Annotated in this window: 10 protein-coding genes and 1 pseudogene; 5 read left to right on the top strand and 6 right to left on the bottom strand. The window is 54.9% G+C overall.

Translation table 11 applies throughout. From position 1 onward, the window contains the following. From HU772_RS08495 to HU772_RS08485, 3 genes are all read right to left on the bottom strand, one after another. On the bottom strand, window positions 1-615 hold the full coding sequence (locus tag HU772_RS08495) for a YjfI family protein (protein ID WP_186659872.1): 615 nt from the start codon (window positions 613-615) through the stop codon (window positions 1-3). An 81-nt stretch (window positions 616-696) separates the two neighbouring features. Further along, window positions 697-1,329 (bottom strand): hypothetical protein, encoded by a 633-nt coding sequence (locus HU772_RS08490; RefSeq protein WP_186659870.1) that lies wholly within the window; start codon window positions 1,327-1,329, stop codon window positions 697-699. Window positions 1,330-1,339: 10 nt separating this feature from the next. Beyond that, window positions 1,340-1,630 carry a hypothetical protein gene (locus HU772_RS08485; RefSeq protein WP_186659869.1) on the bottom strand — a complete coding sequence of 97 codons (291 nt, stop codon included), beginning with the start codon at window positions 1,628-1,630 and terminating at the stop codon, window positions 1,340-1,342. Window positions 1,631-1,906: 276 nt separating this feature from the next. Here HU772_RS08485 and HU772_RS08480 point away from each other — a divergent pair, with 276 nt between their 5' ends. Beyond that, window positions 1,907-2,482: a hypothetical protein gene (locus HU772_RS08480; protein WP_186659868.1), complete on the top strand. Its 576-nt coding sequence runs from the start codon at window positions 1,907-1,909 to the stop codon at window positions 2,480-2,482. Window positions 2,483-2,513: 31 nt separating this feature from the next. On the opposite strand, the gene HU772_RS08475 is transcribed toward HU772_RS08480, so the two are convergent. Beyond that, a complete protein-coding gene (locus HU772_RS08475) occupies window positions 2,514-3,092 on the bottom strand; it encodes a hypothetical protein (protein WP_225923112.1) in 579 nt (192 codons plus the stop codon). Window positions 3,093-3,545: 453 nt separating this feature from the next. Here HU772_RS08475 and HU772_RS08470 point away from each other — a divergent pair, with 453 nt between their 5' ends. Then, window positions 3,546-4,217, top strand: coding sequence for a DUF998 domain-containing protein (locus HU772_RS08470; RefSeq protein WP_186659865.1), 672 nt, complete (start codon window positions 3,546-3,548; stop codon window positions 4,215-4,217). Window positions 4,218-4,332: 115 nt separating this feature from the next. Continuing rightward, window positions 4,333-4,944: a LysE family translocator gene (locus tag HU772_RS08465; RefSeq protein ID WP_186659863.1), complete on the top strand. Its 612-nt coding sequence runs from the start codon at window positions 4,333-4,335 to the stop codon at window positions 4,942-4,944. A gap of 129 nt (window positions 4,945-5,073) precedes the next feature. On the opposite strand, the gene HU772_RS08460 is transcribed toward HU772_RS08465, so the two are convergent. After that, window positions 5,074-5,793, bottom strand: coding sequence for a hypothetical protein (locus tag HU772_RS08460; RefSeq protein WP_186659861.1), 720 nt, complete (start codon window positions 5,791-5,793; stop codon window positions 5,074-5,076). Window positions 5,794-6,237: 444 nt separating this feature from the next. Beyond that, window positions 6,238-6,953 (bottom strand): annotated as a pseudogene (locus HU772_RS08455) (IS5 family transposase). 275 nt (window positions 6,954-7,228) lie between these two features. On the opposite strand from HU772_RS08455, the gene HU772_RS08450 reads away from it, so the two are divergent. After that, the gene (locus HU772_RS08450; protein WP_186659859.1) at window positions 7,229-13,357 is read left to right on the top strand and encodes a hypothetical protein; all 6,129 of its coding nucleotides are present in this window, start codon (window positions 7,229-7,231) and stop codon (window positions 13,355-13,357) included. Continuing rightward, window positions 13,354-18,645, top strand: a complete 5,292-nt coding sequence (locus HU772_RS08445) for an RHS repeat-associated core domain-containing protein (RefSeq protein ID WP_186659858.1) — start codon at window positions 13,354-13,356, stop codon at window positions 18,643-18,645. The genes HU772_RS08450 and HU772_RS08445 overlap by 4 nt, the downstream gene beginning before the upstream one ends. The last annotated feature ends 24 nt before the right edge of the window (window positions 18,646-18,669 follow it).

The raw sequence follows: 18,669 nt of genomic DNA, 5'->3' as shown, positions 1-18,669 counted from the left end.
TCAGCGGGTGAAGTAGTCTTCGAAGTCTTCGGCGGCGGTGATGACATTGTCGGCCAGGGTGTAGATCTCCTGGGCGATGTTGTCCAGCGACGAGGCCGCGCTCAGGGCGCCGAACATGGTGTACACCGACTCGCCCGAAGGCAGCGTGTGCAGGCCGATGGACGACAGCGGGAAGACGTCGCGGGTGCGTAAGACCGCATCGTTGAAGGCGGCCCGGTCCTTGACCTGCGAGGCCTCCACCAACAGTGTGTCGACCAGGATCTGTTCGCCGGCCACGGCGATGTACAGCGGCAGGCCGTCCAGTTCGTGCATCACCAGTTTCAGGCTGGGCTCGGCCCCCTGTTGCAGGGACAAACCGATCGCCCCGCCTTGCACGTCCTCAAGGCCCTGTAGGGCGTTGTGCAGCGATTCGATCGTCCAATGGTTGTGCTCGGTCATGAAATCCTCCGTTCTGACCTGGTTGCCCGCGCGGGGCTGGCGTAATGCTTTTTCGATACCGCGCAGGGCGGCGGCGTGTTCGGGCAGGATCCACAGCTCACGCTTGACCAGGCCCGCGGCCTTGAGCCGGGCGCGCATGTCGCGCATGTAGTCGGTGGAGCTCTTCTTGCCTGCCATCGAGGGGTTTCCCTGCATCACATGTGATGCCACGTTACGCTTGGATTGTGACATCCGCAAGTCTCACATGTGATGAGCCTGCTACCCTGCGACTCGCACTAGACGCTGCAACGCTTCAATGACTTGCTGATCGCGGTCCACCAGCACATCCGCCTGGATCCGCGCGATCACGGCCTTGAGCAGGTCGGTTTGGCTCATTTGGGTTTGCCGCAGCAACACCAGGAAGTCTTCGGCCACATAGGGATTGACCTTCAGCGACAAGCGCCGGGTCGCCCCGGACGCCGGCAGGCCTCGCTGTCGGCACTGCGCCTCGAGCGCCTGCGCAAACGCTTGATGGGTCGGCCGCAAAGCCTCGAACTGGCGAGCCCGTACCAGCCACTGGAAATAATGCGCGAGGAACAGCTTGCGCAGGTGCGCGCCCTCCTCGTTACTGACAGCCTGCAAGGCCGCGTCGAGTACGTCGAGGTAGACCGCCGGCAAGCGCGCTTCGATGGACTTGAGCTGCTGCTTGCGCGCCTCACGGATCGCCGGGGTGGACTGTGGCGGAATAGCCACCACCGTGCCGCAGCCGTCGCACACCCCCACCAGGATGTCCCGCGCACTACCCTGTCCATCGCTGAATGGCACATCGCGCCGGGTGTAGTGCAGGGTGACCACCGCCTGGCAGTGCTCGCACAAGGCCTGGCCAGTGTCGCCTTCGAACAGGATATTCATGCTTGAGCTCTCACCGGTGAACGCTGATGAACCACGTGTGTGGCTCGATGAAATAGAACTTGATGTACCAACCATGGCGCCTGAGCACATGCACTTCGATGTCGAGTACCGCATGGTGCGGGCTGCTGCTGTGATGGTTACCATCACAAGCGCGGATGATCTCGATCACCTCGCCAGCACTGACCACCCCAAGGGCCAGCAGGTTCTTGACCTCGATGTTGCCTCGCGCCGCGTGCAGATACCTCCCGGACTCCAGCGCGGCGATGACTGCATGCCTGACTGCCTTGAATCCCTTTGGCATGAGACTCTCCATGAATACGAAAATCATCGTACAAAATACCGACTGAATCCACCTCGCATTCCAATTCAGCCGACCAACGGCGCGGCGCCAGCTTCACGCGCCAATTTCACCTGGGCATGAACTATGGCTGGATGAAGGCAAATCCGTCGTGCGGGCATGTAACCGCAGCTTTCAAGATGCTGGTAAAAGCCGGGCAACCGCCGCCGCAATGTGGTTTTACTGGGCAAGCTGGGGTAACGTGGCGGCGTTTTTTCAGACCCACACCAAGGAGAGCCCGTGTCTGACACTTTCTACAATGCGCCGCAACCGGCCTTGACCACCCAGGACGTCGAGCAAGCCCCGTTCTACGTGGTCTCCCGCGGCAAGTTCCTCACCCTGTTCATCCTCACCTTCAGCCTTTACCAGCTGTACTGGGCCTACAAGAACTGGAAGCAGTTCAAGCTCAGCAGCGGTGAAAACCTGTGGCCGGTGGCCCGGGCGATCTTCGCCATCTTCTTCACCCATGCGCTGTACCGCGAGGCCGATGCCCGTATCAAGCGCGATGGCCGTGACTTCAAGTGGCAGCCGAGCGGGCTGGCAACACTGTTCGTGGTGGGTCTGATCGTCAGCAACATCATCGACAGCCTGGTGCGCAAGAACATCGGCTATCCACTGCTGGACGCCGTCAGCCTGGCGATGCTGCCGGTCATGGGCTGGATTACCTGGCTCGGCCAGCAGGGCCTGAACGCCGCCGCCGGTGACCCGCAGGGCCAGGGCAATGCCCGCTTCACGGCGCTCAACTATGTGTTCATCGTGCTGGGGGCCGTGCTGCTGGCGCTGGCATGCTTTGGCTTGACGCTACCGCCGGAGTAATTGGCGGATATCAACCGGCTCACGGCTGTTCTCAGAACAGCCCGCCCACGGTCAACGTGGCCCCGCCGCCGGCCTGCACCCCAGCGTTGAACCCCAGCGAAAAGATCACGCCCTTGGCCGAGCGCAGCAAGCGCGGATAGATTTCCAAGGGCGGGATCGCCCCGCTGGTGCCCAACGCCGCAGTCCCCAGGATCAACAGTTTGGGGTCGAGGCCAAACAGGACGCCCGAGCCGGCGCCCCCGCCGACCAGGCCCAGCCCGGCCTCAAAGAACACACAGCCGCCCTTGAAGTCGTCACGCGTCAAGCCTCCCCGAGCAGCGACGGACTCTGCCACCAGCACTGCGCCGATCGCCGGGAAGTCTTCGCTTGCCCCGGCCACGCCAACACCCCTGCCCCGCACCTGCAAGTTGATCTTGCCGATACGCGGCAAGCGTGCGCCTGCGCCCGCGCCGAGGCCAAGCGAGCCATAGCGGAACTGCTGCTCGACCTTGCTCGGGTCGGTCAAGGTCAACAAACCCGCGGTGCCAGCAGCGCACATCACGGTCAGCCCACCGCCGCTTGCCGTCTTGTATTTCCAGTCACTGACACTCAGGGGTAACGTGATTTGCATGTGAACCTCCATGTATTGGCAGCACCATCCAGCACTGGCGAATCCCTATGCCTAGGCACTAAAGCAGCATAGCAACCCGCCCCTGGCGCCTCCCATAGCCCTTAACAGCTATTGCAGGGCGCCAAGAAGCATGCATCACAGGCTAGGACGCGTAGACCACTCCACTGCGCGACACCACAAAGGCCCAGCGCAAGGGCCGCGTGTGGACATGAAAAGGGGTTCCTGTACTGGGTTGGCTTGGGCGCGACTGATACGCGCGCCCTGAAGAGCCGAAGCAGCGCAGGAAATCTGTCACCCCAAAATGCGAAAAACTTCGGGAGGTTGCAGTGGAAGCCGGCTTGCCACGTCGCCCCACCACGTCATCAAACCATGCGCCCCCGGTAAAAAATCGATAACGTGGCCGTGCCGCTCAAAACAGGCCAACCCACCACCACGACAAGGAAGTGTCTTGCCATGACTACCGCTGACCGAACGTTGCTGAGCCTGGGATTACTGATTCCGCTTTGGCTGTTCACAGGCGTGACCCTGACCGCGCTGGCCTACCCAGGCTACAGCCATATCGATCAGGCGATGAGCCAACTGGGGGCCGTCGGGGCGCCCACCCAGTGGATTTCCGCTTGGGTGAACAACCTGCCCTTGGGCGTGTTGTTTGTCCTGTTCGCCATAGGTTTGGCGCGGCGGTTCGCGGGCTCGCGTCTGGCCCAGCTCAGCGCCGTGTTGATTGCCGTGCACGGGCTGGCCAGTTTCGCTACCGGTTACTTTGCCTGCGATGCAGGGTGTGCGCCGGAGCAACCCTCGATCTCGCAACAGGTGCATAACCTGGCGGGGTTGGTGATGTTTCTGTCGCTGACCCTGGCGAGCGCCCTATGGGGATGGCTGGGCAAGCGATTGCTCGGCTCACCTGCATTCGGGTGGTTCTCGGTGCTGTGCGTGGTCTTGGCCGGAGTGACGCTTGCCATGATGGGCAAGGCGTTCGGCGAGGGGCATGGGTTTGGCCTTTACCAGCGTCTTAACTATGCGGTTTCCGTTGGATGGGTTACCGGACTGGCATGGGTTGCACTGCGCGCCAGATCAGCAACGGAACATGGGCTGTTGGCCACCCCAGCCCATGAGCGAGGGCGCTGATACCCGAGCGTCATTGCCCAGGCAGCAGGACAAAGGCCAAGCGGCCCCATCAGCCAACTTGCCGACGCCATTGTGTCGATGCCAGGATGAGGGCCTCACCACAGGAAGCGGTGCCATGCTGACGGCCTCATCGATCTGGTTGTTCATTATTCCCTTCGCCATTGCCGCAGCCATTCCCGGCCCGGCCCAAGGCGCGTTGCTGGGGCAAGTCGTCTCGCGCGGGGCACGCTCGACGCTTTCGTTTGTCGCCGGGATGGTGCTGGGCAATGCCGTTTGGTTGCTGGTGGCGACGCTGGGCCTGGCGGCCTTGGCCGTCCAGTTCGAGCAAGTGTTCGTCGCCATCAAATGGCTGGGGGTTGCCTTTGTCCTGTTCATGGCCTGGAACCTGTGGTCCAGCAATGTCGAATTACCTCAGGCACCTCAACCACGATCGGCCAGCAAAGGGCTGCTGGCCGGCGTGCTATTGACCCTGGGCAACCCGAAAGCCGTGGTGTTCTTCGGCGCGGTCCTGCCCCACGCCTTCGACCTCACCGCGCTGTCCGCCCCGGAAGTGGTGTTCATTCTCGCACTCGGTATCGTGATCGACCTGACGATCCAGTTGGCGTATCTCTTGGCGGGGGCGCGACTCAGGCGCATCATTCAATCCCCGCATGCGATGAAGCGCCTGAACAGAGTATCCGCTGGGACAATGACCGGCTGCGCCGGGTGGATGGCGATTTCGCGTTAGATCTGTACGAAAAGCCTTGATACTCATTCATGCTGCATTGAAAACAGCCTAGGAATGCTCATGTACTCCAATACAATCGAGTACGATGCCGATCGTTCCGTGGCTGTTTTCGCCTTGCCTGACCTTCATCTAGCCAGTTTGTTTTAAATCGCCCTGACTATAATCCTGGTTTGTTCCGTCCCACTGGCTGAAATCAAGATATTGCAGCCCCGTTGGAACCACTCCCAGCTCCGGATGTTCCACATACTGTCCTTTAGCATTGGTATACAGGATCGGAGTCTTACCCGGCGCATATATCCCTATCCCGTGCTGGAGCAGGGCATAACGTCTCCTCACTGCTGCCTCACGCAGATCAGTAAGCGTAGTGGGGACTGTTACTGATGTAAAATTCATAAAAACTGCAGAATCCCAGTCATCCTCCGAGTTCTGTACGGGCGCAATGCTGTGCAGCCAGTATTTCCCCAGATTAGCATGGTATTGCTGCATCCATGTAAAATTTACTTCATAGGTGAAACGCGAAGGACTTTCCAGCATTTGGACTACATGTTTTTTTGAAATAGCCATGCCTAGTCGCTCATATTGCAGCAAAAGCTGAAAATCCTCCGAGGCATAATATTCAGGGTATTTTTCAACAAGCTCTTTAGCGACAGCAACGCAGAGCTTGGCATCGGGCCATTTTACAACCAGCTCATAACCACCATCAACGAGATTGGGCGAAATTTCCTGCGACCATATCCTACCGGACCGAAAGGTGACTTCCAGTCTCGCATCGTACCTCAGCTCCAGGTCTGACAGCTGCAGCAGGGAAGGTTGCAGTTCCTGACGAATGAAAAAATCAATGGTATTCATGACATCTCCTGTAATGAGTACATAACAGTTCAGACCTTCAGCGCTCAACTGGCTGTACGGTGACGGCACAAAAACAGCAACTTATCTCAGGCACTGAACCTATAACGGCATGGCCGCACCCGGGATAACTCAGCCTGACCAGACTGAACACCCTTGCTTGCAGGAATTTCGATTGGTGCTATTTCGCGGCGTAAGCCTTACCCGCATCAACATAATATTCACAGACACCGATATTACGATAATGATTGACTGCCGTAGCCCGCCCCATATCAAGCATTCCTATCCTACGGGCTGACGCTCGCCCAGTAACTGGCCACGCGTTCGATTATCGAGGATGTTCGAACATTCCGAAACTAGTAAACCTTACAGTTCCACGCCTGGAAGAATTGAGTTATCCCGTGGCGAAAAAGCAAAATAACTACATTTTTCCTGGCTCATATTTTGCTAGGCACTGCACGAAAAGTAATGTCGTAGACACCGCCGCCAGCAAGCCAGCGTGACCATCGCAGCGAAGCTTTCCGCTAGCTTGCAATAGCGCGTACCCAGGCGGCGGTGCTCCTTCAACCAACCAAATAGCCGTTCGATAGCGTTCCGCTGCCAATACTTGGGCTTGTCAAACAGACGCGGTAAGCCCGGCTTCGGATTGCGCTTCATGTCACGCAGCGGAATCACCAGCTGCATCCGATAGCGGTCGCAGTATTGCCGCAAGGATTCTGCATCATAGCCTTTATCGGCCAGGAGCCAGCGGCAGCGCTTGCGTGGCCTACCTCGATTCGAAGGGATGTGGACACCGTCCAGCAGTCGCAGAGCATGGGAGATGTCGCTGGCGTTACCACCTGGGAGCGTGAAGTGGAGTGGGATGTCACGGGCGTCACTGACCATGTGAATTTTCGTCGTCAACCCGCCCCAGCTTCGTCCAAGTGCGTGGTCCGTTGGTTCTTCAGCCCCCCTTTTTTGCCTGCTCCGGCAGAGGCACGGGTGGCCCTCACGGCGATTGAGTCGGTGCACCAGGTGGTCAAGTCAATCTGGCCCTGTGCATTGAGTTTGAGGTGTAACCGCTTGAGCATCAAGCGATCATCGACTCTTGGGCGTCGATGTGCGGTGAAGAGGGCCTCGACTATTTCCCATTCCGCATCGGAAAGTTCGTATCGCTTGGACATGGCAGAATCCTTCGCCTAAAAAGCGAGAACTCTACGGAAAATCAGGCTTCCAGAGGCTCCGGTGAGGTTTCAAGGGTTCTCATACAGAACCTAGTTTTCATGTATGAGCGCTCAACCCTGGCCCCCAACGCACCTGCCAGCCTCCTTATCAAGCGTGAAAACTCAGATCTGCAACTGGCAATTTTACTAGTTGCGCAAAGTACTTCCGTATCTGAGTCTGTTGACTAAGCGCGTCCCCTGAAAGACTCGTATCTCACCGATAAACGGAGGATCTCATGTACACAAAAAAAATCATTGAAGCGCTCGGCTTCGGCGATGACGACCTCATTACCATCTATAAAACTGGCGACAACTCAGGCAAAAAATACCGTATTTACTTCATCTACGAAAGCCACCTCATGGCCAATCTAGAGGAAAATTATAAAAACAACAACAAAAGCTACAACTACTGTGAAGACCTCTACTACTCCACGATTGAAAAAGTCCCAGAGTTCGACAAAAGGCTGCAAGACCGCCGCGAAAGTTTGAGGTTACCGTGCGTGCTTAATTCGACAGACACCATTTTATTTGGAGCCGATACTCACTGCCGCCTCGCGGTGAATTACACCATCACAGAGCGCGAACACGAGACCAACGACAACGCCAATCCAACCGATCTCACCCACACGGCCTGGGGCATGGCCGACATGGTCGAAGTCCTCCTGGAACTATCCAGCGCCAGGGTAAACAGCCGCCATGTCCTGCTGTTCACAAGCCCCCCAACGGCCGATGACGTGAAAGCTCTGCTAGTGGCTGACAAGATACTGACCCATGCCGACGACCTTCCGCTTGATGAAGGCGGTCTCATTGCAGATTACTACCGTGCCCAAGGACCTGCGATAGTATTGCCCCACGCAGCGGCAAAGTATTGCCTACCTTACTTGCCTGCGCAATTCACTCTTTACCACGTCGAACAAGTTTGTGAATGCGAAAACATCGAGGGTGGCGAAGTCTCCATTACGGTGGTTCCCAGTAGATCATATACGCAAGAAGACAAAGAAATTGACCGGCACAACGGCCCCATCAGGCGAGCGCTTTCTCTGGGCAAGGACTTGGATGCAGATCAAGAAATCATGCATTCATTAAATATCTTTTCCAACCTGCACGAGCAACTGCCAGGAGAAACAATATTTAATGAAACTATGGAATTGGCCTACGCCGGGTGTTACTGGACAGCGCCACAAGGCAAAATCTTACTGATGCTTGCCGTGCGCAGTTGTGCTGTTGGTACACAGGCCATGGTGGACACGATCCTCGAAAACCTACCTCGGAAATACAATGTCATACAAGAGGATCTTAAAGGACTACCGGAAAAAGCACCTGCGACGCAGAGCACACCTGCCGCACCCGACGAGCCTTGGCCAACGAGCACCGGCAGCGCTTGTGATAACGATGCTCTACCTGAGATGACTGGCTTCGAAGTCTATTCATTGGGCGCCAATGACTGCTTCTGGTCAAGCTCTACTTACGTCCTGTCAGATCGCGACCTGCGCGTAGGCGAGAAAGTCCACGTATGGGCCACTGACCCTATTGACGGTCGCATTCTAAAAACGGTGTCCCTGATTGCCACAGACAAAAACAATGCCAGCACAATCTGGCCTGCCGAATTGGTCAAGGCGATTCAGGCCGATGACACGCTCATCAATGGCTCTGTACTGCTCCAGGCCGGGCACCTCTCAACGGACGCCGAACTCAGCGAGAATACTAGCCCCCCCACCTCAGCAATATTCACCGGCAGCAGTAATGTCGAAAAAAGCCAAGTGGATCGTTTATGGGCATTCACCTCCCACTGCAATATGTTCAGCAACTTGCCATTCAAGGCCAATCAGGTCGCTGCCATCAGGCTACCAAATGAAAATCCGCCGAAGGGTGGACGAGTCTGCGTTCAAGTACGTCACAGGACCAGCCAGCATTTGTACGAATCCCACCTGTTCGAACCTGCTCCGGACATTGCCAGCAACGCCTGGAGCCAATCGCTGTGCGAATTCCTCAACCTACAGAGTTCGATGCTCCGGGCCGGAAAACTGGAAAGTGACGGCATCAGCATTGTTGCTGCTGAGCAAGATAACCAGCTATGGATACCACAGTTATCCGAACTGTCCGTCGACTTACAATTCGTCACGTGGGTAGACCACTGTTCATTTACCTCTACTTCAGCACTTGATCTAGATCAAACCGTGCGGATTGCGGTGCATGACGACATCACAGGCGCCCCCCTGCCCGGCTCACCCTTCACGTTCCATCCAAGTGCGGTCACACGCGCACAGAATGAATGGCCTAGCGCGTTAGCCAGCCAATTAGCCGCTAGTCCGTTGGCGCAATATTTTAAACTGCAACAATCGAACGATGGCAGCACCGAGACAGGTAACGCATGGCGCTGTTTACGTGCAGGTGTGCCTTTGCGTATCTGGATGAGCGAACCATTGGCCACGCCTGAATGGTCGAACAGATTTAATGAGGCTATTAACGAAGTCCTGGAAGCGTGCCTTGACAGCGCGCCTATTGAGCTTGCCTTCGACAGTCATGACTCACACACGGGTTGCATTTGCCACCACTCGAAACTTATCTTGCCGGCATTTGAAGCATCGCTGGATCAAGCCGGGAGACGGGAAGAACTCAAGCGTTGCGTTACTGAACACTTCAAGAAACATGGCATCTTCTGGTTCAGGCTCAATACCCGTGTGCCGCAAGCGACTTCGCTTACCTTGGACAATTGGTTCATTGACGCAGCAACGTCACTTCAGCTAAAGCCAAGCGTAACAACAACCGCCACAGATACGACCTACTGGGTTGACCATGGATCATTTACCGCAACTTCAGACCTGGATTTAGATCAAGAGGTGCTGATCGCGGTGCATGACGGCTTGACTGGCGCCCCCCTGCCCGGCTCCCCTCTCACGTTCCGCCCAGGAGCTGAAGCATGCGCAAAGGCTAGATGGCCTAGTGCGTTAGCCACCCAATTGGCCACAAGTCCGTTAGCGCAGTATCTGAAGCTGCAGCAGCCAAGTGGCGATAGCACGGAGGTTGAAAAGACATGGCGTTGCTGGCGCGCAGATGCGCCACTACGTATTTGGATGAGCGAACCGTTGGCCACGCCTGAATGGTGGAGCTACTCAGATCCAAAAATCAACCATGTCCTGCACGATGCCGTTAAATATTCTCCTGTGCAGCTGATTATCGAAATTCATGATGCTCGAACAGGGTACCCCTGCCACCGTTCAGTCCTTGCACTGCCTAGTTACGAGTCTTCAACACCTGACGCAACAAGAACAGCCGAGCTCAAGCGCTCTATTATTAAGCATCTCAAAGAAAATGGTATCTCCTGGTTCAGACTCAACGCCACCCCCTCAGCAAATTATAAATATAAAAACAATTGGGTCATTGAGCAAGCCGCCTCACTTCAGCTTCGATTTGCCGTGAAGATATTACCCCCGCACGAAAATTTTTACAGCTACACGCCACCTCAACACCCATCAATTTTGTGCCCAGCGGCCCTCACCACAGACCAAGTGCGCGAACAGCAAACACAAGCACTAACACGTTCATCATCATGCGGCGCAACCACGCTAAGCCCCGAGTGCATCCAAGCAATAAAAGCATACTACAAGAACAACAAAGAAGCTGAAACCCAGAATAAACTTCTTCACGCCATTTACGACCTATTGGCTTTGGTCTTCAGACTAAACCGCCCTGACAATAACCTGCCTTCTGACTGGACCAGTCTACTTGGAAAATTCGATGCACCCTGGCATCTTTTCGACCTTTTAAAAGAGCTGAGTCTACTTGACAATCAGACTGCATCACAAGAAAAATACCATCAAAACACCCCAGCCATAAATAAAAATCTTGTAAAAATCCCCTTTAGCACCGCCCCTGACCTACCTATAAACATTCAACCACTTCCCACATGCTCACCTGCAAGTCTAGAGCAGCTCCTCAAAGACTTTGAAACACTTGACTCGCTCTTACACCCCGAAACCACGAAACTCCAAGCAACCAACATAATTACGGAACTCGAGAACTCTGTTACATTTTGGAACACTGCCCTTCCCAGAGAAATGGACATATCACACTCCAGAGACGACATGGACGACATGGACATATCAAGCTCCAGAGACGACATGGACGACATGGATGACAAAGGCATCAGGGACGTCTATAGCATAGAGTCACTCCCATGGCTTTGGGAGCTCGAAAGTCTAGAACAATACTATTCCTACACAATAGATTCAGACAACTCCCCGTCCCTCTCGGATTTCGCAAGGCTTCACGAGGTCAACGAGTACTCCGAAGGTCAACTAGACGCATATGAGCCACCCGAAATATTTTCCTTATACACCACCAGGCTCGGCAATTTCATCTGGCATACACCAGCTTATGAGAGGCTAATAAATCACACCCACGACCATATAACAGGCCACAGTAAAAAAATCGAACCATTGCTATCAGGCGCAACACTTACCTCCGCCAATTTCATACAGGCAACCCTTCACCCAGCCAACCGCCCCCCACTGTACATTTCACTGCTACTTGATCAATGCACTATCGACCAGGGTTTCACTTTCATTTCCTGCCGCGCAGATAATGAAAGCCTTGCATTTGAACTTCATGCGCCCTACGAACCACAAAAAACCGTGACCACGGCACGGATCATGGTCGGCACGACCTCGCCGCTTTGGCTTTGGAAAAAAATCCAATCTTGCACAACCCACACTTATCCCAACCTCGTTACTTCCTCTACCGACACCCTCTGTGTCGACCTGGGAAACACTCATGGTTCAGAGCTATTTTCTTCAACCCCTTCACACTTCAATGGCGTCGCCGCGCAAACAGGTCTGTACCAAACCCACTATCCTTTTGCAAAAATCTCCAGCCTCTCCGGCAACACGCCTGTTATCGACCTGGGACTCAGTTACTCAGCCTTACGCGCCAATGAAGGCGGTCTCGGTGATGGCTGGGCACTCAACTTTTCCTCCTATGATAACCGAAAGCGTCGCCTGGCATTGAGTAACGGGATCGTGGAAGAGCTCAGCCATGAGGATATCAAGACCCTCCAACAGAGCACCGACGCCAAATTAGTACGCCATGGTTACACGATCAAGAATGCCATTGTCATCACCAAAAACTTAGGCAAGGATGCTGGTAACGTTGACTATAACGCTTACGAATTGACTTCACTCACAATCGAACACATGAATGGTCATGAAGAAATTCTGGGTCTTCCTCAATCCCATGACAGCCTGGAGAGTGGCACTGCTTATAAAGCATCAGTTATAGATCTTTATAAAACTGCCATTAGCAATATCAGGGAAGCACTAAAGGAACTGGAAACACCCTCGAAGGACGCCCCTCCCCTAGGGCGCATATTTGGGACCCTCTTCTTTAATTATCTCGGCTACAAAGCCGGCAAAAAAATAGACCAACGCGAGCAAAAGCGAAGTACACACGCATACTCCCTGCTGGCGACTGCATTCAGCACCATGTGGGGCGCCGGTTTATTAAAGAGTGATCTTGAAAAATTCAAAAAAGTGAAAGCAAGCCGGGAAAACTTGCGAGATCTGAAATCCCAGCTGGAGCTGCAACTAGAGGATTACAAACGCGAAGCATTGATTTTGGTTCCCCTGGAACTCAAGGCCGACAGCCGATCCTTGGACCTGGCATGGCAAGGGGTCAAGGGCCATGTACGCCTGATCAGTATTAAGGACGGCGACACCGTCCTGCTGCAGGCTAATCACTCCGCCGAGCCGATATTACAGGGTAACCAAAAGAGCATATTCACGCTCTGGCCGCAGACCGATGAATGCTGCTACATCACCCTAGACATCGAAGACTGCCTGCTCCGGAGCTTGACCCGCTCCAGCACTCTCCAGACCAACAACGCCGAACAACGTCTCGACTTCCAGTACACCTGGACCCCAAAGTTGGACAATGTCTTGAGCAGTGTGGCTGAAAATGACGGCTCGCGGGAGGTTGTAGAGTACGACTGGGCAAACAGCAAATCATTACCGCGCGTCACGTTGCACACCATCGCCCCTGGTGGCGGGCAACCCAATATGCACCATGCCTGGATATGGGAAGGTGAGAATACCATCACCGCAGCCACCCGTTACGAACCTGCGCCCGTTGGCAGCGACCTGCAACAGGTGCCCTTCACCCGCTGGGAGTGGTCCCACAGTGCCGATGGCCGCTTGCAACTCGACCGCCTGATCGAGGAAGTCCCGGGCGAACAGCGGCGCACCACACGCCATGTCTATCAAACCGACAACACCTTGCCAGAGCCCCTGCGCCAGCCCCAGCAAACCGAGCAGCGCATCACCGTCGAAGATCTCCACGCCACCCCTATCGTCGAGGAGCAGCAACCATGACCCGCACCGACCAGGCAACCATCCACTCAACACTCCAATCAGAAACCACACACGCCCGCTACCGCCCCGGCGGCCTGGAGCCTGTTGAGTTCATCACCGATGATGGGCTGCATACGCGGCTCTGGTACTACGAAACCGAAGATCATCCGCTGGATATCAGCAAGCTGGTAGCGGGGCTAACGCTGGCCAACACCAAAACGACACTGGCCCAAGCCGTCGAGCTCTATTGTTTCGAGCGCCCAGCGACGGATAAAGGCCTACTGCCCCCGTGCGCACAATATCAATACCTGCAACTCCCCAACGGTACTCGTCAGGCTCCGGTGCTGACCTTATTCGGCTATGCCCTGGAACAGCGAGACGAAAAAGGTATGCTGTTACCTAATACTATCCTCACCTTTGAAGGCCTCACCGCTTTCGAAGACTGCGACGATTTGGCCTTGAAAGATCTGACACTGGAGAAACCGGCGGAACTGAGCGTCTCTCTGATCCAGGTCGACTATAAATATAATCGCAACGCAATTCGCAGCACCAAGCGTATCTCCACGCGGTGGTATCAGGACAACAGTGCACGCGACACGCAAAGCGTCTCGGAACAGGTTACTCTAGGCAAACAAGCTGGCACGCATGAATTACTGCGCACGTCCCCCTACTTGAAAACGAACGCCATCCTGCAGCGCCAAGTGCTTTCCGCGCGCACCAGTCGCCTGTTGCGCGAGACCCAGCAAGATAGCGATGGCAAGCCAATCACATTCACCTGCCATCAGTACGACAGCCTTGGCCGAGGCCTGCGCAGCGACACTTATGCGTTCGATGAAGAAGCCTTTGCCAGTGGCGACCTCTCGCAGCTGACACCCAGCAACACGCAAAACATTCAGTATTCAGCGGACGGCAAAAGTACCCGAGTCAGGGACTGCGACGCTCAGGGACGCCATCAGCAGTGCTACTACGACGGTCTCCAACGCATCGTGCGCCGTGAGTTACAACGCATCCCAGGCGACGACCACACCGCCGCAAACTACTGCCTAATGGAGCAAACCTCATGGGACAGCGATGGCCTGATCGCCGATCAGGTGGCCTTCGATTATCTGCCCGGCGGATTGCGTATCAATAATGCCAAAACATTGCCGCAACAGGCCAAGGACTGGTTCTGGCAGACGCACGGGGACGATGAGCCAAGTACCGATGCGCAGGAGAACGTATCGCGTACCTCACGCTCTGCTCTTGGCCTGTTCTCGAAAGGCGCGTTAGCGACGCATCAAAGCACTCACTGCAACTTGAAAGCAGGCGATGTCAGCATCACTCACGAAACCTGGGACGGGGACGAAACACCCGAGGCCGACGCCACTATCAAGACCACGCAGCGCTTCAACAAGCAAGGCCGCTGTGAAGGCCTGACCGAGGAAATTCCCGGTTATCTCAAGAAGGCCCGCAACTGGGACATTGCCTACGATGGCCTGGGGCGCCAAGTCAGCGTCACTCGGCCAGACAAGTCTATCGTGACCTGGGCTTACCAAGGCCTGAGCGAGGAGCCAGTCAGTGTTAGCGTGAAGCAATCGGCAACTGCAGAAGCGAGGGTTCTCGCCAGCCGAACGCAGGTCGACACTACCAACTCGACCCTGATCAGGGGTAGCGACGTCACCCAGACGTCCAAAACCTGGCCAGACGGCTGGCAGAAACCCGACGGGACCGCCCTCTACCAAAAGCAGGACGCTGACGGCAGCGTTTCCTGGTATGCACAAACGCCAGGCGCGGCGGGTAGCGCCAAGCCGCTAGTGACCTTCGAGCTCAACGCCACGACACGTGCGCTACAGGCCAAGCGACCTGAACAAGGTAACTATCAGAGCCTAATCGCTAGTGAAAGCTTGGCCCCACTATTGCTGGGCAGTTGGCACTTCCGGCGTGAGGTACGCGGCCAAAAGCAGTCCGAGCACGGCTTAACGTCTCTACGCGGTGTAGTAACAGGCGCCTGGAACACCAATGGTTTGGTCACACAGTGCTGGGCCAATCCCCAGGGCTACCGCAGTCGTATGCGCCGAGGGCCGCTGGAGTATCAATACAGGTATACGGCACTCGGCCAAGTGGCTCGAATTACCGTAGACCATATGCGCAATGGCCAGCGTCTGCAGGTGGATTATGCCTATGACGCGTGTGGCCGGGAGACCGAGCGTCGCTTCCAACTGAATGGCCAGGACAAGGTACGATACGAACAGGCTTGGTCGGCCGCTAACCAGTTGCTGAGCAAGAAGCTGTATCGTGATGGCGCCCAAGTGCGCACTGAAACGTTCGTGTACAACACCAGCGTGACCGGTACCAGCGACGAGTTGCAGTCATGGACCGTCACAGCCGAGCCCGGAGAGGAAGTTAAAGACGCCGATGGCCATTCCATTCTGCAAGAGTGCTATGAATACGACCTGCTGGGCAACTTAACCAAGTGCTCGACGAAACGCAGCGAAACCGACACAGTGGTGCGCACCTATAGCTATGCAAACGCAGAAAATCCGACCCGACGAACCACAGTCATCTTCTCGGGTGCAGCCAGTGGCAGCCCGGTCACACTACTGTACGACAGCAACGGCAACCTATTAAGCAACGAGCGGGAGCAGACATTAGCTTATACGGAAAGCGGACGGCTGCGATCGGTCACAGCCAAAGGTCAGACCATACCTCTCACCTACTACGAGTACGACGAGTATGACCGGCTGATCGCCCAATATGACGCTACCAACCATCGGCGGCGCATACTCAGCTATGGTGCCAATGGCCTGAACGGCGAAACCTGGCTGGACGATAGGGACAAGGTACTCAAACGCCTGGTGTTTGACGACCAAGCGGGCCTGGCAGTTGCGGCTGACAATCAATGGTTGTTCGTGCTCGGCGATCCACAAAATGGTGGCGGAGACGAGTACCAATTCAAGGATGGTGCCTGGAAGCGACAGTCCGTCAGCTTCACGCCCTGGGGTGAAACCTACCTTGATAGCCTGAACGCTCAACACGTGGGGCTTGGTTACAACGGCCAGCGGGTCGACCCGATCACCGGTTGCTATCATTTGGGCGAAGGCTATCGGCTCTATGATCCTTTGCACAAGGTGTTCTACCAGCCCGACGACTGGAGCCCACTTGGTGCTGGCGGCCTGAATGACCGCGCCTACTGCGCCAGTGGCGATCCAGTCAACTGGTACGACCCCAGTGGCCACATCATGCTCAACCGGCAGGGTCAGGCAGCAACTCTGGCACGACTTGATGACCTCGTCAGCAGCTTGACTCCGAGTATGGAAAAGCCACAGCCCAAGGGCGCCAGTATGGGTGAATGGCAGATGTTCGCTTTCATGACGACTATAGGAGCCGTGGCGATCATTGCTTCAGCAGGCACCTTGAGCGGACCTGTGATCGCCGGGCTCATGATCGTCTACACCGCTGGTGCTGTGACCACAGCGGCAGGCATGGCTCTGAGGCAAAAAAATCCGGAACTTTCCGCAATCCTGGAGCCGCTCGGACAGGTCGGGATGGCACTGGCTAGCGCCCCGGCCATTGGATCGCAGATGATCGGCGCAGCAAAATGGGTGATGTATGGCTCAACGCTAGCGTATGCAGGACTGGAGCTTGCCCGAGTAACACTGCTGCAGAGCAATCCGAACCTGGCAGAGAAACTAGGCTGGGCTGCGATGGCCGCCAGCTTCGTCGACATTGCCTTTGGCGGAGCAAGAAAAGTGGGACGCCTATTCGCGGAGCTAAGCTCCGATACGTTGACTGCATTGCGCAGTCTGCGCAATCACGTAAAGCTGCATGGAGCGGTATCTCTGGCGCGCTCAAGCAGGAAGAGTCGATATCTGCCCGGCTCCAGCCTATCCTCCAATAGCGTCCACCCTGTGAATACTTTGAAAGACATTGAGCTAGGCGGTATCAGAACCAACGGGCGAGTAATGTCAGAAAGTATTGATTTCCCTGGCATCCACCTTTTTGAGGACCAAATAGGATTCAGGCACGCCATCGAAAAAAACAATGAGCTTATGCAACCCTTCCTTGAAGGGGCGGCAAAACAATTGAACTTAGCCAAAGCAGCACATGTAACACCAAAAACACAAACAGCTTACGACGCCGCCTTAAAAAGCACTCAGGCAGCGCTAAAGAGCTTGACAGATGAGCACGACCTATTAAGGGCCGCAAAAAATAAATTCTACACAATCACTGAAAAAAAATTTCGCTCCGTACGCTCTGCCTCCACAGAATTAGACGACCTCCTCGATGGGAACATCATCCCCAAAGGATCGCTTAGTAACTTATCAGCCCAGACTGCTCATGACTTCTCCACACACATAATCGCATTCGAAACCAAATATTCAGATACACAATTCACGGGTGTAACGAACATCATCAACGCCGCTGGCAGCCGCGCGGGGGCACGTCCAAAAGGTCCTCTGAATGTCGAATATTGGAGAAATTATGCTACTGATTTGAGAGATCAACTCAGGTCTACCAAGGCGACACTCGAAACCGCCCACAACACCGACCTTGAATCAATTGCAGCCCTAGAGTCAAACATCAGCAAAAAATTTAAGCACTACGAAGAAAAAATATTACTACTAAGCAGAACTCATGATGCTTACCAGAAAAACCTGAAAGCCTTGAATCTTTTGAATAACACCAAGAGTTTCATACCCGCCAACATGCCTGAGCATATCGCTCCTAAATGGCGATTAAATGTTATCGCCCATGGATACGCGTTCCCTGGCTCTCAGGCAGTGCCACAACCAGGAAGATATGTCCCCGGAAGGCGCCTTCCCGTTAGCACGAGCGCAAAAAAACTCCACGCCATGATGATTGAAGACTTCCAGGAAAGAATGAAAAAGTCCCCAAGCGCGTTAAGAGCACTGACAAAAACCCCTCTTAAGTTAATCACAAAAAAAGAATGGAATGAGCTCTTCAAACAAAAATATGGAAATATTCGTCTTATTTCCTGCAACTTAGCGCCTGAACGCAATGGCGTCTCCTACGCCATGCAACTCAAGGATATCACAGGCCTCCCAGTCAAGGCATCGACCCATCGACTACTTGCTTCCATCCCAGACAGCAATAAACTTTTCACTCAATTCAAAAAAGAGCGCTTACTACGCCCTGCAATCGGCAGCTTTAGTAATTTCTTCAATACTAGCCTGGGCTTTAAAAGACACACACTACACATCCCAAAACTGAGAATGCCTGACTACTATCGATCACCTACATTTGCCAATGGGCAGTGGAACTACCCTGACGTCGGATACTACTACAACATGCCTACCGTCTTCCCATAGGCGGGATGACTTTATTAATCTCAG

The sequence above is a fragment of the Pseudomonas xantholysinigenes genome (assembly GCF_014268885.2).
GTDB classification, from domain to species: Bacteria; Pseudomonadota; Gammaproteobacteria; order Pseudomonadales; family Pseudomonadaceae; genus Aquipseudomonas; species Aquipseudomonas xantholysinigenes.
This window is presented reverse-complemented; position numbering and strand designations above follow the sequence as displayed.